The organism is Nocardioides sp. W7 (genome assembly GCF_022919075.1).
GTDB lineage: Bacteria > Actinomycetota > Actinomycetes > Propionibacteriales > Nocardioidaceae > Nocardioides.
Genome location: NZ_CP095078.1, coordinates 2,679,742 through 2,705,350 on the forward strand (window position 1 = coordinate 2,679,742; position 25,609 = coordinate 2,705,350).

General features: G+C 72.3%; 29 protein-coding genes. 26 read left to right on the forward strand and 3 right to left on the reverse strand.

Annotated elements, in window-relative coordinates:
• Position 1: 1 nt before the first annotated feature.
• Positions 2-1,081, forward strand: a complete 1,080-nt coding sequence (locus MUB56_RS12715; RefSeq protein ID WP_244932256.1) for an amidohydrolase family protein — start codon at positions 2-4, stop codon at positions 1,079-1,081.
• 160 nt (positions 1,082-1,241) lie between these two features.
• On the opposite strand, the gene MUB56_RS12720 is transcribed toward MUB56_RS12715, so the two are convergent.
• Together MUB56_RS12720 and MUB56_RS12725 are read right to left on the reverse strand one after the other, a co-directional pair.
• The gene (locus MUB56_RS12720; protein ID WP_244932257.1) at positions 1,242-2,063 is read right to left on the reverse strand and encodes a VanW family protein; all 822 of its coding nucleotides are present in this window, start codon (positions 2,061-2,063) and stop codon (positions 1,242-1,244) included.
• A 57-nt stretch (positions 2,064-2,120) separates the two neighbouring features.
• A complete protein-coding gene (locus MUB56_RS12725; protein ID WP_244932258.1) occupies positions 2,121-2,693 on the reverse strand; it encodes a hypothetical protein in 573 nt (190 codons plus the stop codon).
• Positions 2,694-2,872: 179 nt separating this feature from the next.
• Between MUB56_RS12725 and rpsP the strand changes: the two genes are divergently transcribed.
• The 12 genes from rpsP (at position 2,873) to MUB56_RS12785 (ending at position 12,237) form a co-directional block, all read left to right on the forward strand.
• Positions 2,873-3,403, forward strand: coding sequence for a 30S ribosomal protein S16 (rpsP, locus tag MUB56_RS12730; protein WP_244932259.1), 531 nt, complete (start codon positions 2,873-2,875; stop codon positions 3,401-3,403).
• Positions 3,404-3,408: 5 nt separating this feature from the next.
• Positions 3,409-3,651 (forward strand): RNA-binding protein, encoded by a 243-nt coding sequence (locus MUB56_RS12735; protein WP_244932260.1) that lies wholly within the window; start codon positions 3,409-3,411, stop codon positions 3,649-3,651.
• A 175-nt stretch (positions 3,652-3,826) separates the two neighbouring features.
• Complete coding sequence (rimM, locus tag MUB56_RS12740) at positions 3,827-4,372, forward strand: ribosome maturation factor RimM (protein WP_244932261.1); 546 nt, start codon at positions 3,827-3,829, stop codon at positions 4,370-4,372.
• Between the two features lies 1 nt (position 4,373).
• Entirely contained in the window at positions 4,374-5,540 is a 1,167-nt protein-coding gene (gene trmD / locus MUB56_RS12745) for a tRNA (guanosine(37)-N1)-methyltransferase TrmD (protein ID WP_244932262.1), read from the forward strand.
• A gap of 190 nt (positions 5,541-5,730) precedes the next feature.
• The gene (gene rplS / locus MUB56_RS12750; protein WP_244932263.1) at positions 5,731-6,084 is read left to right on the forward strand and encodes a 50S ribosomal protein L19; all 354 of its coding nucleotides are present in this window, start codon (positions 5,731-5,733) and stop codon (positions 6,082-6,084) included.
• 35 nt (positions 6,085-6,119) lie between these two features.
• On the forward strand, positions 6,120-6,959 hold the full coding sequence (gene lepB, locus MUB56_RS12755) for a signal peptidase I (RefSeq protein ID WP_244932264.1): 840 nt from the start codon (positions 6,120-6,122) through the stop codon (positions 6,957-6,959).
• A gap of 14 nt (positions 6,960-6,973) precedes the next feature.
• A complete protein-coding gene (locus MUB56_RS12760) occupies positions 6,974-7,633 on the forward strand; it encodes a ribonuclease HII (RefSeq protein ID WP_244932265.1) in 660 nt (219 codons plus the stop codon).
• 2 nt (positions 7,634-7,635) lie between these two features.
• The gene (locus MUB56_RS12765; RefSeq protein ID WP_090852798.1) at positions 7,636-7,944 is read left to right on the forward strand and encodes a DUF2469 domain-containing protein; all 309 of its coding nucleotides are present in this window, start codon (positions 7,636-7,638) and stop codon (positions 7,942-7,944) included.
• Positions 7,945-8,069: 125 nt separating this feature from the next.
• A complete protein-coding gene (locus MUB56_RS12770; protein ID WP_244932266.1) occupies positions 8,070-8,450 on the forward strand; it encodes a YraN family protein in 381 nt (126 codons plus the stop codon).
• Positions 8,450-10,051, forward strand: coding sequence for a YifB family Mg chelatase-like AAA ATPase (locus tag MUB56_RS12775; RefSeq protein ID WP_244932267.1), 1,602 nt, complete (start codon positions 8,450-8,452; stop codon positions 10,049-10,051). The genes MUB56_RS12770 and MUB56_RS12775 overlap by 1 nt, the downstream gene beginning before the upstream one ends.
• A complete protein-coding gene (gene dprA, locus MUB56_RS12780) occupies positions 10,048-11,184 on the forward strand; it encodes a DNA-processing protein DprA (RefSeq protein WP_244932268.1) in 1,137 nt (378 codons plus the stop codon). Before MUB56_RS12775 ends, dprA begins: the two co-directional genes overlap by 4 nt.
• Positions 11,185-11,337: 153 nt before the next feature.
• Positions 11,338-12,237 (forward strand): tyrosine recombinase XerC, encoded by a 900-nt coding sequence (locus MUB56_RS12785; RefSeq protein WP_244932396.1) that lies wholly within the window; start codon positions 11,338-11,340, stop codon positions 12,235-12,237.
• Between the two features lie 40 nt (positions 12,238-12,277).
• Here MUB56_RS12785 and MUB56_RS12790 read toward each other — a convergent pair whose 3' ends face one another.
• Positions 12,278-12,871 carry a M23 family metallopeptidase gene (locus MUB56_RS12790; protein WP_244932269.1) on the reverse strand — a complete coding sequence of 198 codons (594 nt, stop codon included), beginning with the start codon at positions 12,869-12,871 and terminating at the stop codon, positions 12,278-12,280.
• A gap of 408 nt (positions 12,872-13,279) precedes the next feature.
• On the opposite strand from MUB56_RS12790, the gene rpsB reads away from it, so the two are divergent.
• The 13 genes from rpsB (at position 13,280) to MUB56_RS12855 (ending at position 25,608) form a co-directional block, all read left to right on the forward strand.
• Positions 13,280-14,308, forward strand: a complete 1,029-nt coding sequence (gene rpsB, locus MUB56_RS12795) for a 30S ribosomal protein S2 (RefSeq protein ID WP_244932270.1) — start codon at positions 13,280-13,282, stop codon at positions 14,306-14,308.
• A gap of 65 nt (positions 14,309-14,373) precedes the next feature.
• Positions 14,374-15,186, forward strand: coding sequence for a translation elongation factor Ts (gene tsf, locus MUB56_RS12800; RefSeq protein ID WP_244932271.1), 813 nt, complete (start codon positions 14,374-14,376; stop codon positions 15,184-15,186).
• Positions 15,187-15,386: 200 nt separating this feature from the next.
• On the forward strand, positions 15,387-16,502 hold the full coding sequence (locus tag MUB56_RS12805) for an SPFH domain-containing protein (RefSeq protein ID WP_244932272.1): 1,116 nt from the start codon (positions 15,387-15,389) through the stop codon (positions 16,500-16,502).
• Positions 16,503-16,537: 35 nt separating this feature from the next.
• Positions 16,538-17,665: a hypothetical protein gene (locus MUB56_RS12810; RefSeq protein WP_244932273.1), complete on the forward strand. Its 1,128-nt coding sequence runs from the start codon at positions 16,538-16,540 to the stop codon at positions 17,663-17,665.
• Between the two features lie 140 nt (positions 17,666-17,805).
• Positions 17,806-18,519 carry a UMP kinase gene (gene pyrH / locus MUB56_RS12815; protein ID WP_244932274.1) on the forward strand — a complete coding sequence of 238 codons (714 nt, stop codon included), beginning with the start codon at positions 17,806-17,808 and terminating at the stop codon, positions 18,517-18,519.
• A gap of 49 nt (positions 18,520-18,568) precedes the next feature.
• A complete protein-coding gene (frr, locus tag MUB56_RS12820) occupies positions 18,569-19,123 on the forward strand; it encodes a ribosome recycling factor (protein ID WP_244932397.1) in 555 nt (184 codons plus the stop codon).
• A 24-nt stretch (positions 19,124-19,147) separates the two neighbouring features.
• Entirely contained in the window at positions 19,148-20,017 is an 870-nt protein-coding gene (locus MUB56_RS12825) for a phosphatidate cytidylyltransferase (protein ID WP_244932275.1), read from the forward strand.
• Positions 20,018-20,026: 9 nt separating this feature from the next.
• The gene (locus tag MUB56_RS12830; protein ID WP_244932276.1) at positions 20,027-20,551 is read left to right on the forward strand and encodes a histidine phosphatase family protein; all 525 of its coding nucleotides are present in this window, start codon (positions 20,027-20,029) and stop codon (positions 20,549-20,551) included.
• Positions 20,548-20,886: a hypothetical protein gene (locus MUB56_RS12835; protein WP_244932277.1), complete on the forward strand. Its 339-nt coding sequence runs from the start codon at positions 20,548-20,550 to the stop codon at positions 20,884-20,886. Before MUB56_RS12830 ends, MUB56_RS12835 begins: the two co-directional genes overlap by 4 nt.
• Positions 20,887-20,909: 23 nt before the next feature.
• Entirely contained in the window at positions 20,910-22,427 is a 1,518-nt protein-coding gene (glpK, locus tag MUB56_RS12840; protein ID WP_244932278.1) for a glycerol kinase GlpK, read from the forward strand.
• 50 nt (positions 22,428-22,477) lie between these two features.
• Positions 22,478-23,626 (forward strand): 23S rRNA (adenine(2503)-C(2))-methyltransferase RlmN, encoded by a 1,149-nt coding sequence (gene rlmN, locus MUB56_RS12845; RefSeq protein ID WP_244932279.1) that lies wholly within the window; start codon positions 22,478-22,480, stop codon positions 23,624-23,626.
• A complete protein-coding gene (locus MUB56_RS12850; RefSeq protein WP_244932280.1) occupies positions 23,623-24,417 on the forward strand; it encodes a GNAT family N-acetyltransferase in 795 nt (264 codons plus the stop codon). Before rlmN ends, MUB56_RS12850 begins: the two co-directional genes overlap by 4 nt.
• Positions 24,418-24,480: 63 nt before the next feature.
• A complete protein-coding gene (locus tag MUB56_RS12855; RefSeq protein ID WP_244932281.1) occupies positions 24,481-25,608 on the forward strand; it encodes a glycosyltransferase family 1 protein in 1,128 nt (375 codons plus the stop codon).
• Position 25,609 lies beyond the last annotated feature (1 nt).

Below are 25,609 nucleotides of genomic sequence, written 5' to 3' on the forward strand. Positions count from 1 at the left end.
CATGAGCGCCCCAGCCCTCCGCGTCCACGGCCCGGTCCTGCCCGACGGCGAGGTGCGCGACCTGTACGTAGTCGACGGTCGCGTCACCTACGAACGGCAGCCCGGTGCCGAGCTGGCCGCGGAGGGCTGGGTCGTCCCCGGCCTCGTCGACGCCCACAACCACCTCGGTCTCGACGACGGGGGAGCGGTCGACGACGCCGAGATCGAGCGGCAGGCGCTCGCCGACCGCGACACCGGGGCCCTGCTGCTGCGCGACTGCGGCTCGCCGGCCGACACCCGCTGGGTGCAGCAGCGCGAGGACCTCCCGCGACTGGTCCGGGCGGGGCGCCACCTGGCCCGCACCAAGCGGTACATCCGCGACTTCGGCCACGAGATCGAGCCCGCCGACCTGCCGTCGTACGCCGCCGAGCAGGCGCGCGCCGGCGACGGCTGGATCAAGCTGGTCGGCGACTGGATCTCCCGCGAGGAGGGCGACCTGGCGCCGTCATTCCCGGCGGAGTCGTTCGCCGCGGCGATCGCGGCCGCGCACGCGGAGGGGGCTCGGGTCACCGCGCACTGCTTCGGCCGCGACGTGCTCCCGGGCCTGCTCGACGCGGGCATCGACTGCATCGAGCACGGCACCGGACTTTCGCTCGACCAGATCGAGCAGATGGCGGCCGCCGGCGTCGCGCTGGTGCCGACGGTCATGCAGACCTCGAAGTTCCCGGGGTTCGTCGAGGCCGGCCGCGAGCGCTTCCCGGCGTACGCCTCGACGATGGAGGAGCTCTACGCCCAGCGCCGGGAGGTGCTGATGAGCGCCTGGGAGGCCGGGGTCGCGCTGTACGTCGGCAGCGACGGCGGCGGTCCGGCCCGGCACGGCCACCTGGCCGGCGAGATCCTCGCGATGGTCGAGCTCGGCCTGCCCGCCGAGTACGTCGTCGCAGCGGCCTCGTGGCGCGCCCGCGAGTGGCTCGGCTTCGACCCGATCCTCGCCGAGGGCGTCGAGGCCGACTTCGTGGTGCTCGACCGGGACCCGCGCGTCGACCCGTCGGTGCTCTACACCCCGAGCCGGGTGGTGCTGCGCGGACGCGTGGTGGCCTAGTGCCGCGGGTCGGAAGTTGTTGACCGGTTGGCGTGCTCGGGGTGGGTGGCTCGCCAGGCGCCGGCGCGACGCCGTACCCGTTCGTCCTGCGAGCGTCGGCAACGCCGCGAGGTGCGTGCTCTGGGTGCGCGAAGCGCACAAGAACTTCTGATCCGCGGCACTAGCCGCGCTGGGACGGGTGCACGAGGGCGGGGTCGGGCTCGTAGACCACCCGGGCGCAGTTGCGGCGGATCAGCTCGTCGTACAGCTGCTCACCGGTGCCCCGGTCGACGACGGTCCGCCAGATCTCGTTGCGCCGGTGGACGACGCCGTCGAGGCGCACGAACTCCTCATGCCGGGCCTCGACCCGGTAGGAGCGGGCGAGCTCCCGGTCCGCGCGCAGCTCGCCGTGCAGGTGCCGGGCGCCGACCCGGGTGCGGAGCTGGAAGGTCGTGTCGGTGTCGTTGCGCACGACCAGGTCGACGTAGTTGTAGGCGATCGTGCAGCCGACGCCCCACGGCAGCACTCGCCCGTTGTCCGGGAACGGGTCGACGCTGTGCTCGGAGCGCTCCAGCACGGTCAGCGGCGAGTGCAGGAACAGCCAGTGCAGCAGGTTCGCCAGCTGGCACACGCCGCCGCCGACCCCGGGCACCGGCCGGCCGTCACGGAGCCGCAGGCCGTCGACGTACCCCCGGCGGCGCGAGCAGCTGCCCACTGTCCGGTTGAACGAGAAGGTCTGGCCCGGTCGCAGCAGCAGCCCGTCAACGCGGGGCGCGGCGATCCGCAGGTTGGCGACCTTGCCGTGCTGGAGCTCCAGGCCCGCTCCCTCGAGTTCGCGCAGCAGCAGCGAGCCGTGCTCCGCTGCGCTCACCGGGAGGCGCCGGTCGGGGAGGCGGTCGGACGCCCAGTCGGTGCCCGAGCGCCACCACTGGAGGCGCCGGCGGGTGCGGTGCACGCAGACGGCGACCGGCCGGAGCCAGGGGTGGCGCTGGGAGAGAGTCATGCCGGTGGGACGCGGCGTCCGTCCCGATGGTTGTGGCCCCTCCGGGCGAGCGGGAGGTCAGCGGCGGGTCGTGGCGCGGGTCGACCACAGGATGCCGGTGACCAGCAGCACGACCAGACCGAGACCGCCCAGGACCAGGGGTACGACGATGGTCGCCACGAGGCTGAGCCCGAAGCTCCCGAGGCTGGGGGCCGGCCCGAGCTGGAGACCGCCGGCCGCCGACGCGCAGGTGACGACGAGCGAGCCCGACCCGGGGTCGAACCGGGCCACCCCGGTCCAGTCGCCGCCGCCGTCCCGGCGCCGGAACTCCCCGCCGGGGGAGCGGAGCGCGACCTCGGCCCCGGTCGCGGTGTCGACGATCGTGCACGGCGGGTCGTCGAGGTCGAATCGGCTCTCCCAGGTCCACGCCATCCGGTCGCCGTCAGTCGGCACTTGCACCTGCTGCGCCTCGCCGTCCGCCAGCACGGTCACGTCGGTGTCGAGGAACCCGCTCAGGGTCCACACGAACAGGGCGATCCCGCTGGCCACAGCCGCCACGAGCAGCCCGCCGCCGAGCGCGAACCACCATCCCGAGGGGCGGGCCCTCGCCGGCGTCGACGGTGGCGTCGACGGAGTCGGGGCGGCGCTCATGCCCGACATCGTGCCCGATTTCCGCAGCGCGGCCGACGTCTGGCAGAATCGACTGCTGAGTCCTGCGCCTCCGGTCCCTCTCACCGAAGGCCAGTGCCCGTCGGTCGTCCCGCCCCGGTGTTCCCCACCTGGTGCCGGGGCAGCCACCCACACCATATTCCTGAGGAGACACCACAGACGTGGCCGTCAAGATCCGTTTGAAGCGCCTGGGCAAGGTCCGCGTGCCCCAGTACCGCATCGTCGTCGTCGACTCGCGCAAGAAGCGCGACGGCAAGGTCATCGAGGAGATCGGCAAGTACCACCCCAAGGAGGACCCGTCGTACATCGACGTCGTCTCCGAGCGGGCGCAGTACTGGCTGGGTGTCGGCGCGCAGCCGACCGAGGCCGTCGAAGCCATCCTCAAGATCACCGGCGACTGGCAGACCTACAAGGGGCTCCCGGGCACCGAGGGCACCCTGAAGGTCAAGGAGCCGAAGCGCGCCAAGATCGACATCTTCAACGAGGCGCTCGCGGAGGCCCACGGTTCCGGCTCGTCCGAGGCCGTGACCAAGAAGACCGCCGCCAAGAAGACCGAGCCCAAGGCCGAGAAGGCCGAGCCCAAGGCTGAGGAGCCGAAGGCCGAGGAGCCCGCCGTCGAGGTCGCTGCCGGTCAGACGCCGGAGGGCGCCACTGTCGAGGCCGAGACGGCTGAGACCAAGGCCGAGGCCTGAGCGACATGCTCGCCGACGCTCTCGAGCACCTCGTCCGGGGTGTCGTCGACAACCCGGACGACGTGTCGGTCCGCGACAAGCAGCTGCGCCGCGGCTCTGTGCTCGAGGTCCGGGTGCACCCCGACGACCTCGGCAAGGTCATCGGTCGTGGCGGTCGCACCGCCTCGGCGTTCCGCACGGTCGTCTCCGCCCTCGCAGGCAAGTCCGGCGCGCGGATCGACTTCGTGGACGTCGACCGGCGCCGCTGATCCGAGCCGCGTCAGCGGATCGGATGATGGTGGTCGAGCGAGCAGCGCGACTGAGCTTGCGAAGTCGCGACCTGCGTGTCGAGACAGCGTCACGCACGAACCGCTTGAATGGGTGTCGCCCTCCGGGGCGGCACCCGTTCGGCATTTCTGACCGAGCAGTTGCAGGAAGGAACCAGTGGAGAGCATCGAGGTCGTGGTCGGCCGGATCGGCAAGGCCCATGGCATCCGCGGAGACGTCACCATCGACGTCCGCACCGACGAGCCGGAGCGCCGGTTCGCGCCGGGGGCGGTGCTGCGGGTCGAGGCGCCCAGCGGCTCGACCAGCACGCTGCGCACGGTGACCGTGGACCGGGCCCGCTGGCACTCCTCGCGGCTGCTGGTCGTCTTCGAGGAGATCCCCGACCGGAACGCGGCCGAGGCGGCCCGTGGGCTGCTGCTGCACACCGAGGTCCCGGCCGACGAGTCGCCGGAGGACCCGGACGAGTACTACGACCACCAGCTGGTCGGCCTCACGGCGTACGACCTCGACGGGCGCGCGCTCGGCGAGGTCACCGAGCTCGTCCACGGGGCCCAGGACCTGTTGGCGATCCGCACCCCCGAGGGCCGCGACGCGCTGGTGCCGTTCGTGAAGGCCCTGGTGCCGGAGGTCGACGTCCCCGGCGGCCGCGTCGTCGTCGCCGACCGGCCCGGCCTGGTCACCCCGCTCGAGGACGACGCCTGACGTGCGGCTCGACTACCTCACGATCTTCCCGGACTACCTCGCGCCCCTGCAGCTCTCGCTGCCCGGCAAGGCGGTGTCCTCCGGGCTGATCGAGGTGCACGTCCACGACCTGCGGACCTGGACCCACGACCGGCACCACACCGTCGACGACACGCCGTACGGCGGGGGCGCCGGCATGGTGCTGAAGCCCGAGCCGTGGGGCGAGGCCCTCGACGAGCTCGGCGTCGGCCTCGGTGACGACGCGGCGACCCTGGTCGTGCTGACCCCGTCGGGGGAGCGGTTCACGCAGGGGCTGGCCCGCGAGCTGGCGACCCGGGAGCGCCTGGTCTTCGCGTGCGGGCGCTACGAGGGCATCGACCAGCGGGTGCTCGACCACGCCGCGACCCGTTGCGAGGTGCGCGAGGTCTCGATCGGCGACTACGTCCTCAACGGTGGCGAGGTGGCCGCCCTGGCGGTGACCGAGGCGGTGGTCCGGCTGCTGCCGGGCTTCATGGGCAACGCCGCTTCGCTGGTCGAGGAGTCGCACGTAGACGGACTCCTGGAGTACCCCGTCTACACCAAGCCCGCCTCCTGGCGCGGGCTCGACGTCCCCGAGGTGCTGCTCGGCGGCAACCACGGCGCCATCGCGGCCTGGCGCCGCGAGCAGGCGGTACGCCGCACCGCCGCCCGCCGGCCCGACCTGCTGCACGCGAGCGCCGTCGCGGGCGAGTGGGGGATCGTCCCGGCGGTCCGCGCCGACGCGCCCGAGCTGCTGGTGCTCCAGCGCGCCTGCTGGGTGCAGGAGGCGCTCGCCAACGACTCGCTGGCCATCCCCGCGCTGCACGAGTCGGTCGAGGACCTGTTGGCGTCCTTCGAGGAATGGGACTGGTACGTCGTCCGCGTCGCCGGCCGGCTCGTCGGTGCGGTGCGCGGCCGGCTGGACGGCGACGCCTGGGACATCGGCCGGGTGATGGTCGCGCCCGACCTGCAGGGGCGCGGGCTGGGCCGGGCGCTGCTCGAGCACGTGCAGCGGGTCGCCCCGCCCGCGGCGGCGTCGTACGTCCTGTTCACCGGGGCGGGCAGCGTCGAGAACCTGCGGATGTACAAGAAGGCCGGCTTCCGGCTGCGTCCCGACATCGAGCCGCCCCCGGGCGCGGTTGTGCTGACGAAGCGGATTTCCGAGCGCTGAGACCCCTGTGGCACACTCGTGCCTTGGTCCAGCCGGGCCGAAGGATCGCTCCGAGGCACACACGGAGGATCTGCGTCGGGCCCCTGCCACAGGGGGAGTCCAGCGCCGCCGGCCACCTCGTCTGGACGACACCTGAACCCGCACCACATCCGACACCGCGGCTGACCTGTGGCACTCGCGAGGAGACACCATGAGCAACAACGTCATCACCGAGCTCGGCCTCGCCGCCAAGCGCGACGACGTCCCCGCCTTCCGCGCGGGCGACACGATCAAGGTCCACGTGAAGGTCGTCGAGGGCAACCGCGCCCGCGTCCAGATCTTCCAGGGCGTCGTGATCCGCGTGCAGGGCTCCGGCGTCGGCCGCACCTTCACCGTCCGCAAGGTCTCCTTCGGGGTCGGGGTCGAGCGGACCTTCCCGCTGCACTCCCCGATCTTCGAGGAGATCGAGATCGTGACCCGCGGTGACGTCCGTCGCGCGAAGCTGTACTACCTGCGCAACCTGCGCGGCAAGGCCGCCAAGATCAAGGAGCGTCGCGACCTCTGAGGTCCCGGCTCCCAGGAGCCGCCTAGGATCTCCGCGTGACCACCGAGGACCGCGGGACCCCTTCCGTCGATGACGGAGACGGGGACCCGCGGTCCTCGTCCGTCTCCCCAGGCATCTCCGCAGGCCGGACCGAGCGGGAGACCGAGCGGGAGGACCCCCCGGCCAGGCGGAAGCTCGCCGCCTGGCAGGAGATGGTGCTGCTCCTCGTCGTGGCCGTCCTCCTGGCCGTCGTCGTGAAGTCGCTGTTCCTCCAGTCCTTCTACATCCCGTCGGAGTCGATGGAGCCGGGGCTGGTCAAGAACGACCGGATCCTGGTGCAGAAGCCGTCGTACTGGTTCGGCGGCGAGCCGCAGCGCGGCGACGTGATCGTCTTCGAGGACCCCGGTGACTGGCTGCACGGCGAGACGGCCGGGCCGACCGGACCGGTGGCGAAGGGGCTGGCCGCGATCGGGCTCTACCCGACCGGCGGGCACCTGGTGAAGCGCGTCATCGGGGTCGCCGGCGACGTCATCGAGTGCTGCGACGAGCAGGGCCGGCTGGTCGTCAACGGCACGCCCGTCGACGAGTCCGAGTACGCCGTCCTCGACGGCGCGCCCTGCTACGGCCCCCGTCAGGACAACTGCGGGGAGGACTGGAAGGTCGGCCCGATCCCGGAGGGCAAGCTCTTCGTGATGGGCGACAACCGGTCGCACTCCGGGGACTCCTCGGTGCGGCTGTGCCGGCCGGGCAACCCCGACTGCGACGCACCCTTCGTCGACGTCGACAGCGTCGTCGGCCGCCTGCTCGCCCGGGTCTGGCCCGCCGACCGCTTCGACGTCACCGACGGCGTCGATGCCTTCGACGACGTGCCCGACGACGTGCCCGACGCCTCCTGAGTGAGGGTGATCGGATGAGTGTCCTGCCCCGAGGTGCGACGGTCCGGCGCGACGCCGGGCTGTACGGCTACGAGCGCGCCCTGCGCCGGTACGGCATCGCGCCGATCGCCGGCGTCGACGAGGCCGGCCGCGGTGCCTGCGCGGGCCCGCTGGTCGCGGGCGCGGCGATCCTGCCCGAGGGGCGGGCCGGGATCGTCCCCGGGCTCGCCGACTCCAAGCTGCTGACCGAGAAGGCGCGCGAGCGCTGCTACCAGCAGGTCGTGCGCCGGGCAGTCGCCTGGTCGGTGGTGGTGGTCAGCCAGGAGGAGTGCGACCGGCTCGGGATGCACGTCGCCAACGTCGAGGCGCTGCGCCGGGCCGTGGCGCTGCTGGACCTGCCGCCGGCGTACGTCCTGACCGACGGGTTCCCCGTCGACGGGCTCGGGGTGCCCGGGCTGGCCGTGTGGAAGGGCGACCGGGTCGCCGCCTGCATCAGCGCCGCGTCGGTGCTCGCCAAGGTCACCCGCGACCGGATCATGACCGATCTGGATCGGGAGTGGCCGGCGTACGACTTCAAGACCCACAAGGGCTACATCACCGACGTGCACGCCGCCGCGCTGCTGGAGCACGGGCCGTCCCCGGTGCACCGGATGCGCTTCGTCAACGTGCGCCGGGCGGCCGGGCTAGAGTCCTGACCGTGAGCGCCGAGGACCTCGAGAAGTACGAGACCGAGATGGAGCTGACGCTCTATCGCGAGTACCGCGACGTCGTCGGCATCTTCAAGTACGTCGTGGAGACCGACCGGCGCTTCTACCTGTGCAACCAGGTGGACGTGAAGGCGCGCACGGAGGCCGGTGAGGTCTTCTTCGAGGTCTCGATGAGCGACGCGTGGGTCTGGGACATGTACCGCCCCGCGCGCTTCGCCAAGAACGTCAAGGTGCTGACCTTCAAGGACGTCAACGTCGAGGAGCTCAACCCCTCCGACATCGACCCGCCGAAGCCCTAGGCAGCCGCCCAGCCGGGCCACGAGCCGTTCACAGGCAGGCCCGGGACGAGGTTCTCCCCAGGCCCTCCCGGTGTCCCGCTCCCGCGTCCCCGCCCGCGGTGAGGCTGTCCCCAGGAGGTCAGCCGATGACGGGAAGCACCACACCAGCACGCACGACCAAGCAGGCCCTCGGGGCGTACGGCGAGTCGCTCGCCGCGCGCCATCTGACGGCCCAGGGGATGATCCTGCTGGACCGCAACTGGCGCTGCGACGCCGGCGAGATCGACCTGGTGCTGCGCGAGCGCGACGTCCTGGTCGTGTGCGAGGTCAAGACGCGCAGCAGTGATCGGTGCGGCACCCCGCACGAGGCCGTGACCGAGCTGAAGCTCGCCCGGCTGCGCCGGCTGGCGGTCCGATGGCGGGAGGCGCACGGGGTCGGTGCGGTCGAGATCCGGATCGACCTGGTCGCCGTGATCCGACCCCGGCGCGGGCCCTCGCAGATCGACCACGTCCGGGGGATCGGCTGATGCCGTTCGCAACGGCGCGCACCGTCTCGCTCCAGGGCGCCCTCGGGCACGTCATCGACGTCCAGACCGACGTCTCGCCCGGTCAGGTCGGGACCACCCTGGTCGGGCGGCCGGACACCTCGATCCACGAGGCGCGGGACCGGTGCCGGATGGCGATCATCAACTCGTCGCTGACCTGGCCGGCCACCAAGCGGATCACGATCCTGCTCTCGCCGGCCGACCTCCCCAAGCGCGGCACCCACTTCGACATGGCCATCGCGTGCTCGGTGCTCGCCGCCGATGGCCGGCTGCCCGGTGCCGCGTTGGACGGCACGGTGCTGATCGGTGAGCTCACCCTCGACGGCGGCCTCCGGTCGGTGCCGGGCGTGCTCCCCATGGTGCTGGCGGCGGCCGACCGCGGGATCCGACGGGTCTTCGTCCCGGAGCCGCAGGCGGCGGAGGCGGCGATGGTGCCCGGCATGACCGTCCTGGGCATGCGCTCGCTCGCCCAGGTGGTCGCCGAGCTCCGCGGGGAGGAGGTGCCCGAGGCGGCGCCGGTGGCGGCGGCCTCGGGCAGCCGGCTGCTGTCGTGGCGGGGGGAGGAGCGCTTGGAGGAGGTCGACCTGGCCGACCTGATCGGTCTGACCGACGCCCGCTTCGCGATCGAGGTCGCGGCCGCAGGCGGCCACCACCTGATGCTCTCGGGTCCGAAGGGCGCGGGCAAGACCAGCATCGCCGAGCGGATCCCCACCCTGCTGCCCGATCTCACCCCGGAGGAGTCGTTGGAGCTGACGGCGCTGCACTCGCTGGCCGGGGTGCTCGACCCGGGATCCGGCATGATCAGGCGGCCGCCGTTCTCCTCGCCCCACCACGACGCGAGCAAGGCCAGTCTGGTCGGTGGCGGGACGGGGCAGGTCCGACCGGGTGCGCTCAGCCTCGCCCACGCGGGGGTGCTCTTCCTCGACGAGTTCCCGCTCTTCCGCAGCGACGTCATCGACGCGCTGCGGCAGCCGCTGGAGAGCGGTGATGTGGTGATCGCCCGCACCGACGAGCAGGTCCGGCTGCCGGCTCGCGGGATGGTGGTGCTCGCCTGCAACCCGTGCCCCTGCGGCGAGTACAGCCCTGCGGCGGCCAACAACCGGTGCACCTGCCACGAGGTCAAGCGCCGCGACTACCGCCAGAAGATCACCGGCCCGGTCGCCGACCGGGTCGACATCCTGCGCCACGTCGAGCCGCTCCAGCCGTTCGAGCGCAACGACCGGTTCGCGCAGCCCGAGGACTCGGCGTCCGTTCGGGCGCGAGTCGGCTCGGCCCGGCGCCGACAGGCCGAGCGCTACGCCGGGGTCGGGTGGCGGCTCAACGCGCACGTCCCGGGCGCGGCGCTGCGCGACCGTTGGCCGCTCGACGATGCGGGTCGCGACCGGCTCGACGGCGACATCTACGACGCCAAGATCACCTCGCGCGGCGCGGTCCGGGTACACCGGCTGGCCTGGACGGTGCTCGACCTGCAGCGCCCGCGCGACTCCGAGCGCCGCCCGGGCGTCAACGAGGTCGAGACGGCCCTGGCTCTGCGGCGAGGCGACCCGCTGCCGCTGGCCGCGCTGCGCCGGCGGGCGTCGTGAGCGCCCCGGAGGCGGAGCGGCTGGCCCGGGTCGGGTTGTCGCTGCTGACCGAGCCGGGTGACGCCCAGGTGGCGGCGGTGATCGCCGACGTGGGCGCGCAGGTGCTCTACGACGACGTGCTCACGCGGCAGGAAGGCTCCGAGGTCCGGCAGGACGCGCGGAGCCGGCTCGAGGGCTGCGACCCCGCCCGGCAGCTGGAGCAGGCGGCCCGGGTCGGGCTGCGATTCGTCGTGCCTGGCGACGCGGAGTGGCCCACCCAGCTCGACGACCTCGCCCACACTGCACCGCTGCAGCAGCGCGGGGGAGCGCCCCTGGGATTGTGGGTCCGCGGGCCGCAGCGCCTCGACGGCCTCGGCTCGTCGGTGGCGGTCGTCGGCTCCCGCTCGGCGACGACGTACGGCGGCAGCGCCGCCGCGCAGATCGCCGCCGTGGTCGCGCGGTCGGGCTCGCCGGTCATCTCCGGGGCCGCCTACGGCATCGACCAGGCGGCCCATCGCGGAGCGCTCGGCGGCGGCGGCACGACGATCGCCGTCCTGGCGTGTGGCGCCGACCGGGTCTACCCCCAGGCGCACCGCGAGCTGATCGAGCACCTCGGCCGGGAGGGGGCGGTCGTCTCCGAGTCGCCCCCGGGCGGTGCACCGACCCGGGTCCGCTTCCTCAGCCGCAACCGGATCATCGCCGCCCTCTCGGCCGGCACCGTGGTCGTCGAGGCCGCGGTCCGCAGCGGCGCGCTCAACACGGCCAACTGGGCCATCCGGCTCAACCGACATCTGATGGGGGTGCCGGGGCCGATCACGAGCGCGCCGTCCCAGGGGGTGCACCAGCTGCTGAGGTCGGGCGCCGCCACGCTGGTGACGTCGGGGCAGGAGGTCCTAGAGGTCGTGGCGCCCGTCGGGGAGCACGTCCTGGAGGAGCCGCGCGGCCGCGAGCGCGCCCGGGACCGGCTGTCGATGCGTGACCAGCAGGTCCTCGACGCGGTGCCCGTCACCCGCGGAGCCGGAGCGGACTCCATCGCCCGCACGGCCGGCATGGCGCTGCTCAAGGTCGGACCCGCGCTCGACCGGCTCCGGGTCGGCGGGTACGTCGAGCGGGGCGAGGACGGATGGCGGCTCGCCGCCCTCGCCCAGGAGTAGCGCGGAAGTGCCAGCGATCCGTCGCCGGTGGTCGCGCGAGCCGTCACCGGCGTGTCGTGATCGGAGCCGGCAGCGGATTCCTAGACTCGCGAGGTGACCGCCGAGACCGCGCCGACTTCGGGGGAGGAGCCCGAGACCGGGCTGCCGGAGTCGATGGCGCGGGTGCTGGGCGAGTACGAGCGGCACCTGGTCTCCGAGCGGGACCTCACCCCGCACACCGTGCGGGCCTATCTGGGCGACCTGACGGGCCTGCTGGACCACGCCCACCGGATGGGACTCGCCGACGTCACCGAGCTCGACCTGCGCACCCTGCGGAGTTGGTTGGCCAAGCAGCAGACGATGGGTCGCTCGCGCACCACCCTGGCCCGCCGCGCGACCGCAGCCCGGGTGTTCACCGCCTGGCTGGCCCGCACCGGCCGGGTCCCGACCGACCCCGGCGCCAGCCTCGGCTCACCGAAGGCGCATTCGACCCTGCCCTCGGTGCTGCGCGCCGACCAGGCCGAGGACCTGATCGGCGCCGCGACCACGCTCGCCGACGACGGGAGCCCGGTCGGGCTGCGCGACGTCGCCATGCTCGAGCTGCTCTACGCGACTGGCATCCGGGTGGGCGAGCTCGTCGGCCTCGACATCGACGACCTCGACGACGACCGGTCCGTCGTCCGGGTCTTCGGCAAGGGGCGCAAGGAACGGACGGTGCCCTACGGGCGGCCGGCGGCCCGCGCCCTGCAGTTCTGGCTGCGCCAGGGTCGCCCGCTGCTGTCGCGGGAGGGCTCGGGCGCGGCGTTGTTCCTGGGGGCCCGCGGCGGCCGGATCGACCAGCGGGCGGTGCGTACGTTGGTGCACCGACGGATTGCCGAGGTGCCGGGCGCGCCGGACATCGGACCCCACGGCCTCCGTCACTCCGCCGCCACCCACCTCCTCGAGGGCGGTGCGGACCTGCGCTCGGTCCAGGAGCTGCTCGGCCACGCCTCGCTGGCCACCACGCAGCGCTACACCCACGTCACCACCGACCGGCTGCGCCGGGCCTACCAGCAGGCCCACCCGCGCGCCTGACGCCGAGTCAGCACCACTGGTGCTGACTCGGCCTTGGTGGTCACCAGGAGAGGCGGAGCGTGACGACCGGCGGGCGCCAGCCGTCGTACGCCGACCGCTGCGGCACCGGGGCGGCGCCGACCGGCTCCTCGCGCCACAGTGGCAGCAGCCGCACCGGTCCGCCACCGACGAGGCGCAGCGGGTCGAGGTAGGTCTCGGCACCCTCGATCCAGCCCCAGTGCAGGCACGCGCGGGGGGCGCAGTGCGACGCGCCTGCCTGGAGGATGCCGATCGGTGCGCCGGCGGCGAGGTCGGCTCCGACCGCGACGGTGGCGCTGACCGGCTCGTAGGTGGTGCGGGTGGCCCCGTGGTCGACCACCAGCACGCCGCGTCCGGCCAGCGAGCCGACGAAGGAGACCCGGCCCGGGAGGGCCGCCAGGACGGCCTGCCCCGGCCGGCCGAGCAGGTCCACGCCGCGGTGCCCGGCGCCCCAGGGGTCGGCGGGCGGGTCGAAGCGAGCGACGACTTCGGGCTCGGGCGCCAGCGGCCAGTGGCCGACGGGGTCTGTGTCCGCAGCTCCGGCGGGGGAGCTCGACGAGACGGTCAGCCAGACCGTGAGCACGGCGGCGACGAGGGCGGTGAGAGAGCGGGCCATGCCCTGAGAGTGGCGGTGGCAGCGTCGCGCGGCGGACGACCCGTCGTACCCGGTGGAGAACCCCGTCGGCGGACCCGGTTGTGGACGACAGATGGCCTGGGCCGGGGCCACCGTCGCGCGATTGGCGGTCCAGGCCCGAGGTCCCGTAGTCTGGCGGACGCGATCCGGGTGCCTGCACCCAGATCGACTACGCACGTCGGCTGACCGCGACGGTCCCTCTCCAGGGGCCGACCACCCGCGGGCGATGGCCCTCGGTCCCGCAGAGATGCGGGTCGGGCCACGCGCAGGCGTCAGGGCGACCGGCACCCGTCGGTCGCGATGAACTGAAGACAACCGGTCCGGACTCCCGGCTTGCCCTGCTTCAAGGGCACGCAGACGGGTGCCGGCCACCAGGAGAAGAGAAACCACATGGCAGTCGTGACCATGCGCCAGCTCCTCGAGAGCGGCGTCCACTTCGGGCACCAGACCCGTCGCTGGAACCCCAAGATGAAGCGCTTCATCCTCACCGAGCGCAACGGCATCTACATCATCGACCTGCAGCAGTCGCTGGCCTACATCGACCGGTCCTACGCCTTCGTCAAGGAGACGGTCGCCAAGGGCGGGACGATCATGTTCGTCGGCACCAAGAAGCAGGCGCAGGAGGCGATCGCCGAGCAGGCGACCCGCGTCGGCATGCCCTACGTCAACCAGCGTTGGCTCGGCGGCATGCTCACCAACTTCCAGACCGTGCACCAGCGGATCAACCGGCTCAAGGAGCTCGACGAGGTCGACTTCGACGACGTCGCCGGCAGCACTCGCACCAAGAAGGAGCTGCTGCAGATGCGTCGCGAGCGCGACAAGCTGAACAAGTCGCTCGGTGGCATCCGCGAGATGACCCGCACCCCCAACGCGGTGTGGATCGTCGACACGAACAAGGAGCACCTCGCTGTCGAGGAGGCCCGCAAGCTCAAGATCCCGATCATCGGCATCCTGGACTCCAACTGCGACCCCGACCTCGTCGACTTCCCGATCCCGGGCAACGACGACGCGATTCGCGCCGTCGGTCTGCTGACGCGCGTCGTCGCCGACGCCGTGGCCGAGGGTCTGATCGCCCGCTCCGGCGCCAAGACCGGGAGCACCGAGCCCGGTGTCGCCGAGCCGCTGGCCGACTGGGAGCGCGAGCTGCTCGAGGGTGCCGCCGAGAAGGCTGCCGAGACCGCGACCAGCGCCCCCGCCGGCGAGGCCCCGGCCTCCGAGGCCACTGGCGCGTCGACCGAGGGTGCCGAGGCCGTCGCGGTTGCCGAGCCCGCCACCGAGGAGCCGGCCGCCGAGACCGCCACCGAGGAGCCGGCCGCCGAGACCGCCACCGAGGAGCCGGCCACCGAGGAGCCGGCCACCGAGGAGCCGGCCGCCGAGGCCGCCACCGAGGAGCCGGCCGCCGACGAGGTCAAGGCCTGACGTTCACCTGACCGCGGCGGGCCGGTGAGTGCCGCAGTTCCACACGATCTAGAGGGAAGAGACACATGGCGAACATCACCGCCGCCGACGTCAAGAAGCTCCGTGAGCAGACCGGCGCCGGCATGATGGACTGCAAGAAGGCCCTGACCGAGGCCGACGGCGACTTCGAGAAGGCCGTCGAGATCCTGCGGATCAAGGGTGGCAAGAAGATGGCCGAGCGCGCCGCCGAGCGCGAGGCCTCCGCGGGCCTGGTCGCCCATGCGGCCGGCGTCCTCGTCGAGCTGAAGTGCGAGACCGACTTCGTCGCCAAGGGTGACGACTTCGTGAACACCGCGCAGAAGATCGCGGACGCCGCGGCCGAGGCCAAGCCGGCCGACGCCGAGGCCCTCAAGGCCGTCGAGCTCGACGGCCAGACCGTCGGCTCCGTCATCGACGCCCTTGCGGTCTCGATCGGCGAGAAGATCGAGCTGGGCCAGTACGTCCACTTCGACGGCACGGTCGTGGCCTACATGCACAAGCGTGCCGCCGACCTGCCGCCCGCCGTCGGCGTCCTGGTCGAGTACGCCGGCGACGCCGACGCTGCTCGGTCCGCCGCGATGCAGGTCGCCGCGATGCGCCCGCAGTACCTCACCCGTGACGAGGTCCCAGCGGACGTCGTGGCCAAGGAGCGTGAGATCGCCGAGGCGACCTCGCGCGAGGAGGGCAAGCCCGAGCAGGCGATCGCCAAGATCACGGAGGGCCGGCTCAACGGCTTCTTCAAGGACGTCGTCCTCCTGGAGCAGCCGTCGGTGACCGAGAGCAAGAAGTCGGTCAAGGCCGTCCTCGACGAGGCCGGTACGACCGTGACGCGGTTCGCCCGCTTCGAGGTCGGCGCCTGAGCGAGGCACCAAGATCTGGGCACCACCACCGAGGCCGGGCCGGAGCGAGAGCTCCGGTCCGGCCTCGTGGCATCTCCCGAGATCTTGCTCACCCCCGTGTCCACCGTGGGTCTGGGGAATAGCTCAGACCGGGACCCCGGGACCGAGTAGTGTCCCGGTGCGGCCGTCGGGGTCGCGAAGCTCAGCGCACAAGGGGAATCATGGGTCTGTTCGACAAGGTGCGCGGTCAGTTCATCGACATCGTCGAGTTCCTCGACGACAGTCGCGACACTCTCGTGTGGCGTTTCCCCCGCCAGGGCAACGAGATCAAGATGAACGCGCAGCTCGTGGTCCGTGAGGGTCAGGTGGCGATCTTCGAGAACGAGGGACAGATCGCCGACGTGTTCGCGCCCGGCACCTACACGCTGGAGACGAAGAACCTGCCGATCCTCTCCACGCTCAAGGGCTGGAAGTACGGCTTCAACTCCCCGTTCAAGGCGGAGGTCTACTTCGTCGGGATGCGCCAGTACACCGACCTGAAGTGGGGCACCCAGAACCCCGTCACGGTGCGGGACGCGGAGTTCGGGATGGTCCGACTGCGGGCCTTCGGCACCTACGCGCTCCAGGTCACCGACGCGGCCAAGCTGCTGCGCCAGCTGGTGGGCACCGACCCGCAGTTCCGCACCGACGAGGTCTCGGAGTTCCTGCGCCAGAACATCGTCAGCCAGGTCGGCACCGCGCTCGCCAACTCCAACCTGCCGATGCTCGACCTCGCGGCCAACCAGCAGACCATCGCCGCCACGCTCGCCGGCACCCTGACGACCAACCTGGCCGACTTCGGCATCTCGATCCCGCGCTTCATCATCGAGAACATCTCCCTGCCGCCCGAGGTGGAGGAGGCGCTCGACAAGCGCACCCAGATGGGGGTGCTCGGCAACCTCGACCAGTACGCCAAGTTCCAGGCCGCCGAGGCGATCGGCGACGCCGCCAACAACCCCGGCGGTGCCGGGGAGGGCCTCGGCCTGGGCGTCGGGATGGCGCTCGGCCGCCAGATGGCCGACTCGCTCGCGCCCCAGCAGGCCGCCCCCGCCGCCCAGCCGGCAGCCGGTCCGCCGCCCGTGCCGGGGGCCGCCCAGCCGTGGTTCCTGGCCATCGGGGGAGCCCAGGTCGGTCCGGTGTCCGCCGCCGATCTCCCCGGCCGGGTCGCCGCCGGCGAGCTCACCCCGACGACCCTGGTCTGGCAGCAGGGCATGGGCGCCTGGACGGCCGCGTCCGAGCTTCCCGAGCTGCAGGGGCTGTTCGCCGCCACGCCTCCGCCGCTGCCGCCGCAGGCCTGATCCGGCCTCCCTGACCGACCTGGAGCTCGTTCCTCATGTCCGAAGAGACCTCCGCGGCCATCGCGCCGCTCAGCTCGACCTGTCCGACCTGCGGTGCGCAGACGGCGTACGCCCCCGGCACCACGACGCTGAAGTGCGGCTCGTGCGGCACGCAGCTGGAGATCGCGGCGTCGACCGCGACCATCCGCGAGCACTCGTTCGAGGAGTGGGTGAGCACGCACGGTGACGTCGAGGTCGCCCAGCTCGGCGCCCACGTGATGCGCTGCAAGGGCTGCGGTGCCAGCACCGAGACCGCCGACCTGGCCGGGAAGTGCCAGTTCTGCGGCGGCGCCCTGATCGCCGTCGACCAGCCCGAGGGCCTCGTCGGCCCCGAGGCGGTCGTGCCGTTCCACGTCGACCAGCGCGGGGCCCAGGAGGCGTTCGGCACCTGGGTGCGGTCGCGGCGGTTCGCCCCGGGCGCACTGAAGAAGGTCGGCTCGACCGAGGGTCTGCACGGCACCTACGTGCCGCACTGGACCTACGACGCGCACACCGAGACCGACTACGAGGGTCAGCGCGGCGAGTACTACTACGTGACCGTCAGCCACCAGGTCTCCGACGGCAAGGGCGGCACCCGCACCGAGACCCGGCAGGAGCGGCGTACCCGCTGGCACCACGCCCAGGGTCACGTCTCCCGCTCGTTCGACGACGTCCTGGTCGTCGGCACCGAGCGGCTGGACAGCGAGAAGCTCGACAAGATGGGTCCCTGGACGCTCGCCGACGCCCGGCCGTTCCAGCAGGAGTTCCTCACCGGCTACTCCGCGCTGCGCTACGACGTCGACCCGCAGCAGGGCTCCACCGAGGCCCGCGAGCAGATGCGGGGCGTCATCGAGGAGGACTGCGAGCGCGACATCGGCGGCGACGAGCAGCGCGTCTCGGACATGGACGTGACCTACTCGCAGGCGATGTTCAAGCTGGTGCTGATGCCGCTGTGGATCGCCACCTACCTGTACGGCGGCAAGACCTGGCAGGTGATGGTCAACGCCAACACCGGCGAGGTCGTCGGCGACCGCCCGTGGAGCGTCCCGAAGATCGTCGCGGCGGTGCTCGCCGCACTGGTCGTGATCGGGGTCATCGTCGCGATCGCCCTGGCCGCGTCGGGCGGCAGCTCCTCCAGCCCGTAGCCGAGGCCCGGCCGGTGCCTCGGACTCGTCGGGGGTGCTGGCGTCGTGGTCGGGGTCGGTCATCCGATAGGTTGCTCCCGGTGGCCGGGCGCTCGTGCGCGACCGGCCAGACCTTTCGACATCGACCAGGGAGGTCCTCGGTGACCGGGTACAAGCGTGTGCTCCTGAAGCTCTCGGGCGAGGTGTTCGGCGGTGGCCAGGTCGGCCTCGACCTGGATGTCATCAACGCCACCGCGAAGGAGATCGCCGACGTCGCCACGTCGGGGGTCGAGGTGGCGATCGTGGTGGGCGGGGGCAACTTCTTCCGCGGCGCCGAGCTCCAGCAGCGCGGCATGGAGCGGGCCCGGGCCGACTACATGGGCATGCTCGGCACGGTGATGAACTGCCTGGCGCTCCAGGACTTCATCGAGAAGCACGGCGTCGAGACGCGGGTGCAGACGGCGATCACGATGGGCCAGGTCGCCGAGCCCTACATCCCGCGCCGCGCGATCCGGCACCTGGAGAAGGGCCGGGTCGTCATCTTCGGTGCCGGCGCGGGCATGCCGTTCTTCTCGACCGACACCGTCGCGGCCCAGCGCGCCCTCGAGACCCGCTGCGAGGTCATCTTGATGGGCAAGCAGGGCGTCGACGGCGTCTACGACTCCGACCCGCACCAGAACCCGTCGGCGGTGAAGTTCGACACCCTCACCTACGACGAGTTCCTGGCCCGCGACCTGAAGGTCGCCGACGCGACCTCCGTGAGCCTGGCGCGCGACAACGACCTCGACATGGTCTTCTTCAACCTCTCGACCCACGGCACGATCGGCCGCGCGGTCAAGGGTGAGAAGATCGGTACGACGGTCTCGCGCGACTGACCTCCGGGCCGCAGCACAGCACCGACCACGAAGAACGGGAGCAGCCGTGATCAACGACATCCTCAACGAGGCCGACGGCAAGATGGCCAAGTCGGTCGAGGCGACGCGCGAGGAATTCGCGGCGATCAGGGCGGGACGCGCCCAGCCGAGCATGTTCAGCAAGATCGTCGTCGACTACTACGGCTCGCCGACCCCGCTCCAGCAGCTCGCGTCGTTCACCGCCCCGGAGGCCCGGATCATCCTGATCCAGCCCTACGACGTGGGCGCGATGGGCAACATCGAGCGGGCCATCCGCGACTCCGACCTCGGCGTGAACCCCTCCAACGACGGCAAGATGCTGCGCTGCAACTTCCCGGAGCTGACCGAGGAGCGCCGCAAGGAGTACATCAAGGTCGCCAAGGCCAAGGCCGAGGACGGCCGCGTCGCGGTGCGCAACCTGCGGCGTACGGCCAAGCAGCACCTCGAGAAGCTCGAGAAGGACGGCGAGGTCGGCAAGGACGACGTCACCGGTGCCGAGAAGCGGCTCGACGGCGTCACCAAGAAGCACACCGACGCGATCGACGAGCTGTTGAAGAACAAGGAGGCCGAGCTGCTGGAGGTCTGAGACCTCCCGCTCGCACGCCTCCCGATGACCGACTCCACCCCCGCGCCGCCGAAGGACCACGGCCGCGCCGGCCGCGACCTGCGCGCGGCCTTCACGTCCGCCTTCGTGCTCGTCGGCGCGATCCTGCTCTCGCTGCTCTTCTGGAAGACAGCGTTCATGGTGATCGTCGCGATCGCCGTCGTCGTGGCGATCTGGGAGCTGCGCCGCGGGCTCGGTGCCAAGGGCATCGACCTGCCCGAGCAGCCGCTGATGCTCGGCGGCGTCGTGATGGTGGTCGTCGCCTACTTCTGGGGCGCCCCGGCGCTCGTGACCGCCACCGCGGTCGCTGCCCTGTTGACCATGCTCTGGCTGCTGCGGCGGGGGATCGACGGCTACGTCCAGAACGCGACGGCGTCCGTCTTCACCCTGGTCTACGTCCCGTTCCTCGGGTCCTTCGTCGCCCTCCTGCTGTCCGAGGGCGGGGGCGTCAGCGCTCGTGGGCTCGACGACCCGGGCGTCCAGGGGATCATCACCTTCATCGCGATGACCGTCGCCTCGGACACCGGCGGGTACGTCGCCGGCGTGCTGTTCGGCAAGCACCCGATGGCGCCGGTCATCTCCCCGAAGAAGTCCTGGGAGGGCTTCGGCGGCTCGCTCGTGTTCTGCCTGGTGGCCGGCTGGGCGCTGGTCGTCCACCTCCTCGAGGGCGACTGGTGGGTCGGCATCCTGCTCGGCCTGGTCACGGTCGTGATGGCCACCCTCGGCGACCTGTGCGAGTCCGTCATCAAGCGCGACCTCGGCATCAAGGACATGAGCCAGGTGATCCCGGGTCACGGCGGCCTGATGGACCGCCTCGACTCGCTGCTCGCCACGATCGCGCCGATCTGGCTGATCCTGCACTACCTGGTCTTCTAGGACCCGGGCATGACCCTCTTCCTGGTCCGGCACGGCCGCCCGGTCGTCGACCCGGCGACGCCGGCGGCGTCCTGGGAGCTCGACCCGGCCGGGTTCGACGACGTGTGGGCCCTGCGCGACCGGCTGCCGCAGGGTGCGGTGTGGTTCACCTCGCCGCAGCCGAAGGCGGTCGAGACCTGCCAGCTGCTCACCGACGACGAGGTGGGCATCGTCGACGGCCTGCGTGAGCACCAGCGCGGCGCGGCCTGGGTCGACGACCTCCCGGCAGCGGTACGTCGGGCCTTCGCGGAGCCCGACGTACCTGCCGTCCCGGGGTGGGAGCCGCTGGCCGTCCTGCGCGTGCGGGTGGTCACCGCGGTGCAGTCGATCCGGCACGTGCACGCGGACCGCGACGTGGTGCTGGTCGGGCACGCGACCGCCTGGACCGTGGTCGCCGCGGCGCTGACGGGTGCCGAGCCCGATCTGGATCGGTGGGCCGACCTCGGCATGCCCGACCTGCTGACCCTCTCCGAGCCGCTACTCTCGGCGGGATGAGCACCGAGGAGCAGGCACCCGCCGTGGAGCCCAGCTGGTGGCACCGCGACCACCCGACGTTCACGTCCCTCTCCGGCTTCTTCACCGGCCTGCTGTTCGTCATCCTGGTCCCGGGGATCTACGCCGCGCTGCTGAGCGTGTTCGTCGAGACCGAGACCGCGGAGGAGCTGTTCCCGCTGGTGCTGGTCACGCTGGGCATCCCGATCGCGCTGACGGTCGTGCCCCGCACCCGGCGCTTCGGGCGCTTCATGCTGGTCGGGATCGTCACCACCGCCGTGGTCGTGCTCGCGTCGGCGGGCCTGGTGCTCTGGATCCTCTACAGCACCGGCGCCTGAGCCCACCTGCAGGGGAGAGCGACATGACGACCTACGTAGGTGCCGTCGACCAGGGCACCACCAGCACCCGCTTCATGATCTTCGACCACGCCGGCGACGAGGTGGGCCGGCACCAGCTCGAGCACGAGCAGATCCTGCCGCGGGCGGGCTGGGTCGAGCACAACCCGGTCGAGATCTGGGAGCGCACCCGCTCGGTGATCGAGACCGCGCTCGGCAAGGCCGGGCTGACCAGCAAGGACCTGGCCGCGGTCGGCATCACCAACCAGCGCGAGACCACGGTGGTGTGGGACCGCAGGACCGGCCGGCCGTACTACAACGCCATCGTGTGGCAGGACACCCGCACCGACAAGATCGCCTCGAAGCTGGAGCGCGACGGCCACGGCGACCTGATCCGCGAGCGGGCGGGACTGCCGCCGGCGACGTACTTCTCCGGCGGCAAGATCCAGTGGATCCTCGAGAACGTCGACGGGGTACGCGAGGCGGCCGAGCGCGGCGACGCGCTCTTCGGTACGACGGACTCGTGGCTGATCTGGAACCTCACCGGCGGCACCGACGGCGGCTCGCACGTCACCGACGTCACCAACGCCAGCCGCACCATGCTGATGGACCTGGAGACCTGCGCCTGGGACGACGAGCTGCTCGCGCTCTTCGACATCCCGCGGGCGATGCTCCCCGAGATCCGCTCCTCCAGCGACCCGGCGGGCTACGGGCGGACCGACGAGCACGGCCCGTTCCGCGGGGCGGTGCCCCTGACCGGGATCCTCGGCGACCAGCAGGCCGCCACCGTCGGGCAGGTCTGCTTCGAGCCGGGGGAGGCCAAGAACACCTACGGCACCGGCAACTTCATGCTGCTCAACACCGGTACCGAGCCGGTGCGCTCGAAGGCCGGCCTGATCACGACGGTCTGCTACAAGTTCGGTGACGACAAGCCGGTCTACGCGCTGGAGGGCTCGATCGCCGTCACCGGCTCGGCCGTGCAGTGGCTGCGCGACCAGCTCGGCATCATCTCCGGGGCCGCGCAGAGCGAGTCGCTGGCCCGCCAGGTCGAGGACAACGGCGGGGTCTACTTCGTGCCGGCGTTCTCCGGGCTGTTCGCGCCGTACTGGCGCTCCGATGCCCGCGGCGCGATCGTCGGGCTCTCCCGGTTCAACACCAACGCGCACGTCGCGCGGGCCACGCTGGAGGCGATCTGCTACCAGAGCCGGGACGTCGCGGTGGCGATGGAGCAGGACTCCGGCGTACGACTCGAGGTCCTGAAGGTCGACGGCGGGGTCACCGCCAACGAGCTGTGCATGCAGATCCAGGCCGACGTGCTCGGCGTCGACGTCAGCCGCCCGGTGCTGGCGGAGACGACCTGCCTGGGCGCGGCGTACGCCGCCGGCCTCGCCGTGGGCTTCTGGAAGGACACCGACGAGCTGCGCCGGAACTGGAACGAGGGCAAGCGCTGGCGCCCGCGGTGGGACGACGACCAGCGTGCCGAGGGGTACGCCGGCTGGAAGAAGGCCGTCGAGCGGACCCTCGACTGGGTGGACGTCGACTGATCCGGGCTGAGGTTTTCGGCTCCCTGGTCCGGGATGGGAGAATCGTCGAGATGTCTTCCCCCGAAACCCCCGACCAGCCCGCCGGCGCGACCGCGCTGCCGCTGGTCTTCGACGAGCCCCGCGGCCGCAAGAAGCCCCCGCGGCACCTCGCCGACCTCGACACAGCCGGGCGCAAGGCCCTCCTCGAGGAGCACGGCCTGCCGGGCTTCCGGGCCAAGCAGCTCTCCACCCACTACTTCGCGCGGCTGGTCGACGACCCGGCCGAGATGACCGACCTGCCGGCCGGCCAGCGCACCGAGCTGGTCGAGGCGCTGCTCCCGGCGCTGATGACCCCGCTGCGCACGCTCGAGGCCGACAAGGGCACCACCCGCAAGACGCTGTGGAAGCTCTTCGACGGCGCGCTGGTCGAGTCGGTGCTGATGCGCTACCCCGACCGGGCCACCGTCTGCGTCTCCAGCCAGGCCGGTTGCGGCATGGCCTGCCCGTTCTGCGCCACCGGGCAGGGCGGCCTGCAGCGCAACATGTCGACCGCGGAGATCGTCGAGCAGGTCGTGGCAGCCCACCGGTCGATGGCCCGCGGCGAGGTCCCGGGCGGTCCCGGCCGGGTCTCCAACGTGGTGTTCATGGGCATGGGCGAGCCGCTGGCCAACTACAACGCCGTCATCGGCGCCGTACGCCGGATGACCGACCCGACCCCCGACGGCCTCGGCATGTCCGCGCGCGGGATCACGGTCTCAACCGTCGGCCTGGTGCCGCGGATCAAGCAGCTGACCGAGGAGGGCATCCCGGTCACGCTGGCCCTGAGCCTGCACGCCCCCGACGACGAGCTGCGCAACGAGCTGGTGCCGATCAACACCCGCTTCTCGGTCGAGGAGACCGTCGACGCCGCCTTCGAGTACGCCCAGCGGACCAAGCGGCGGGTCTCGATCGAGTACGCCATGATGCGCGGCATCAACGACCAGGCCTGGCGCGCCGACCTGCTCGCCGACGTGCTGATGCGCGGCGACTGGGGCTGGGTGCACGTCAACCTGATCCCGCTGAACCCCACCCCGGGCAGCAAATGGACCGCCTCCGACCCGGCCGACGAGCGCGAGTTCGTGCGCCGGCTGGAGGCCAAGGGCATCCCGACGACCGTCCGTGACACGCGGGGCCGGGAGATCGACGGCGCCTGCGGTCAGCTGGCGGCCACGGAGTCGTGACTCCGCAGGACGTGGCCGCCGCGTCGGCGGCGTGGCTGTGGTTCCCGGACGACGCCACGGTCTACAGCACCGAGGAGCTGCTGCTCGTGGACTGGCCGGCGTACTTCGGCACCCCGCCCACGGTGCTGCACCTCGTCGCCGACGACGAGGACGACGTCGACCGGCTGCTTGTCGACGCCGACGCGCGGGTGCGGTCCTGGGGGTACGACGCCCTCGACGTCCGGGTGCAGCCCGGCGCTCCGGCGCACCTGCGCGAGACGCTGGAGGACCTCGACGGCGAGGTCGTCGAGACCGTCGACGTGCACGCGATCGATCTCGCTCCGGGCGTCCCCGACCTCGGCGTGCCCGCGGACGTCGAGGTGCGCTGGCAGCTCGACGAGCAGACGACCCGCGACCACCTGAGCGTGTCCATCGCGGCGTTCGGCGAGGGCGAGCTGCCCGACGACGAGCGGCTCCGCGAGCTCGCCGACGACACCGCGCGAGCCCACCGCGAGGGGCTCGGCGCGGCGGCGGTGGCCTACCTCGACGGCCGGCCGATCGGGACCGGCGGGCTGACCCTGGCGGACGGCGAGGAGGGCCGGGTGGCCCGGCTCTGGGGCGCCGGGGTGGTGCCCGAGGCGCGCGGCCGCGGCGGCTACCGCGCGGTGCTCGCCGCCCGACTGCAGTACGCCGTCGCGCACGACGCCGAGTTCGCGTTGGTCAAGGGACGGGTCGAGACGTCCGGGCCGATCCTGCGGCGGGCCGGCTTCACGGCGTACGGCCAGGAGCTGACGTACCGCCTGTCACTCTGAGGTTCACGTGTCGTCCACGTCACCCTGGGCGTGCGTTGCGGTCGGCTACCTAGCGTCCGGTGCATGGAGAACCTCCGGGTCCTGATCGTCTCCGAGTCCTTCCTGCCGCAGGTCAACGGCGTCACGAACTCCGTGCGCCGCGTCCTGGAGCACCTCGCCGCCACCGGCCACGTGGCCGAGCTGGTCGCGCCGACCGGCCCGCCGTCGTACGCCGGTTTTCCCGTCACCCACGCCCGCGGGGCGAGCCTGCCCTTCTACCGCGACTTCCGGATCGGCCTGGAGTCCCGTCGCCGGCTGCGGTCGGTGATGCTCCGCTTCCGGCCCGACGTCGTGCACATCGCCTCGCCAGCGACCCTGGGCTACCAGGCCACCCGGGCCGCGGCCGAGCTCGGGATCCCGACCCTGGCGGTCTACCAGACCGACCTGGTCGGCTTCGCCGAGCGGTACGGCATCGCCGGCGGGTGCCGGGCGATGGCGAGCCTGACCCGCCGCATCCACCACCGCGTCGACCTGACCCTCGCGCCGTCGAGCGCGAGCCTGCTCCAGCTCGACGGGCTGGGCATCCCGCGCACGGTGCTCTGGCCCCGCGGCGTCGACCTCCAGGCCTTCCACCCGGTCCGCCGCTCCGCCGCCCTGCGCCGCGAGCTCGCGCCGGACGGCCGGCTGCTCGTCGGGTACGTCGGCCGGCTGGCGCCCGAGAAGGAGCTGCACCTGCTGACCACCCTGGCCGAGGACCCGCGCTACCGCCTGGTCCTCGTCGGAGGCGGCCCGGAGGAGCAGCGGTTGCGCACCCTGCTCCCCGGCGCCGCCTTCCTCGGCGTACTGCACGGGGAGGCGCTCGGGGCGGCGTACGCCAGCCTCGACGTGTTCGTGCACACGGGCCGCCACGAGACCTACTGCCAGTCCGCGCAGGAGGCGCTGGCCTCCGGGGTGCCGGTCGTGGCGCCGCGGGCCGGCGGGCCGGTCGACGTGGTCGCCGACCGGGTGGCCGGTCTGCTCTACGAGCCCGGTGACGCGGCCGAGCTGGCGTCGTACGTCGGGCGGCTCGCCGACGACACGCTCTACCGCCGCCGGATGGGGCTGGCCGCGCGACGCAGCGTCGGCGACCGGTCCTGGCGCGCGGTCAACGAGCGGCTGGTCGAGCACTACCGCGCCCTGGCCGGGGTCGAGGCGGGTCGATTCGCCGCGTAGC

Bases quoted from the DNA above. Each gene is read 5' to 3' on its own strand.
- glpK (WP_244932278.1), top strand. From the start codon at position 20,910: ATGACGACCTACGTAGGTGCCGTCGACCAGGGCACCACCAGCACCCGC.
- rpsB (WP_244932270.1), top strand. From the start codon at position 13,280: ATGGCAGTCGTGACCATGCGCCAGCTCCTCGAGAGCGGCGTCCACTTC.
- MUB56_RS12790 (WP_244932269.1), bottom strand. From the start codon at position 12,871: ATGGCCCGCTCTCTCACCGCCCTCGTCGCCGCCGTGCTCACGGTCTGG.
- MUB56_RS12770 (WP_244932266.1), top strand. From the start codon at position 8,070: ATGACGGGAAGCACCACACCAGCACGCACGACCAAGCAGGCCCTCGGG.
- MUB56_RS12775 (WP_244932267.1), top strand. From the start codon at position 8,450: ATGCCGTTCGCAACGGCGCGCACCGTCTCGCTCCAGGGCGCCCTCGGG.
- MUB56_RS12760 (WP_244932265.1), top strand. From the start codon at position 6,974: ATGAGTGTCCTGCCCCGAGGTGCGACGGTCCGGCGCGACGCCGGGCTG.
- MUB56_RS12835 (WP_244932277.1), top strand. From the start codon at position 20,548: ATGAGCACCGAGGAGCAGGCACCCGCCGTGGAGCCCAGCTGGTGGCAC.
- MUB56_RS12830 (WP_244932276.1), top strand. From the start codon at position 20,027: ATGACCCTCTTCCTGGTCCGGCACGGCCGCCCGGTCGTCGACCCGGCG.
- rlmN (WP_244932279.1), top strand. From the start codon at position 22,478: ATGTCTTCCCCCGAAACCCCCGACCAGCCCGCCGGCGCGACCGCGCTG.
- MUB56_RS12825 (WP_244932275.1), top strand. From the start codon at position 19,148: ATGACCGACTCCACCCCCGCGCCGCCGAAGGACCACGGCCGCGCCGGC.
- MUB56_RS12725 (WP_244932258.1), bottom strand. From the start codon at position 2,693: ATGAGCGCCGCCCCGACTCCGTCGACGCCACCGTCGACGCCGGCGAGG.
- MUB56_RS12810 (WP_244932273.1), top strand. From the start codon at position 16,538: ATGTCCGAAGAGACCTCCGCGGCCATCGCGCCGCTCAGCTCGACCTGT.
- MUB56_RS12715 (WP_244932256.1), top strand. From the start codon at position 2: ATGAGCGCCCCAGCCCTCCGCGTCCACGGCCCGGTCCTGCCCGACGGC.
- tsf (WP_244932271.1), top strand. From the start codon at position 14,374: ATGGCGAACATCACCGCCGCCGACGTCAAGAAGCTCCGTGAGCAGACC.
- MUB56_RS12805 (WP_244932272.1), top strand. From the start codon at position 15,387: ATGGGTCTGTTCGACAAGGTGCGCGGTCAGTTCATCGACATCGTCGAG.
- MUB56_RS12785 (WP_244932396.1), top strand. From the start codon at position 11,338: ATGGCGCGGGTGCTGGGCGAGTACGAGCGGCACCTGGTCTCCGAGCGG.
- MUB56_RS12855 (WP_244932281.1), top strand. From the start codon at position 24,481: ATGGAGAACCTCCGGGTCCTGATCGTCTCCGAGTCCTTCCTGCCGCAG.
- MUB56_RS12720 (WP_244932257.1), bottom strand. From the start codon at position 2,063: ATGACTCTCTCCCAGCGCCACCCCTGGCTCCGGCCGGTCGCCGTCTGC.
- rplS (WP_244932263.1), top strand. From the start codon at position 5,731: ATGAGCAACAACGTCATCACCGAGCTCGGCCTCGCCGCCAAGCGCGAC.
- MUB56_RS12735 (WP_244932260.1), top strand. From the start codon at position 3,409: ATGCTCGCCGACGCTCTCGAGCACCTCGTCCGGGGTGTCGTCGACAAC.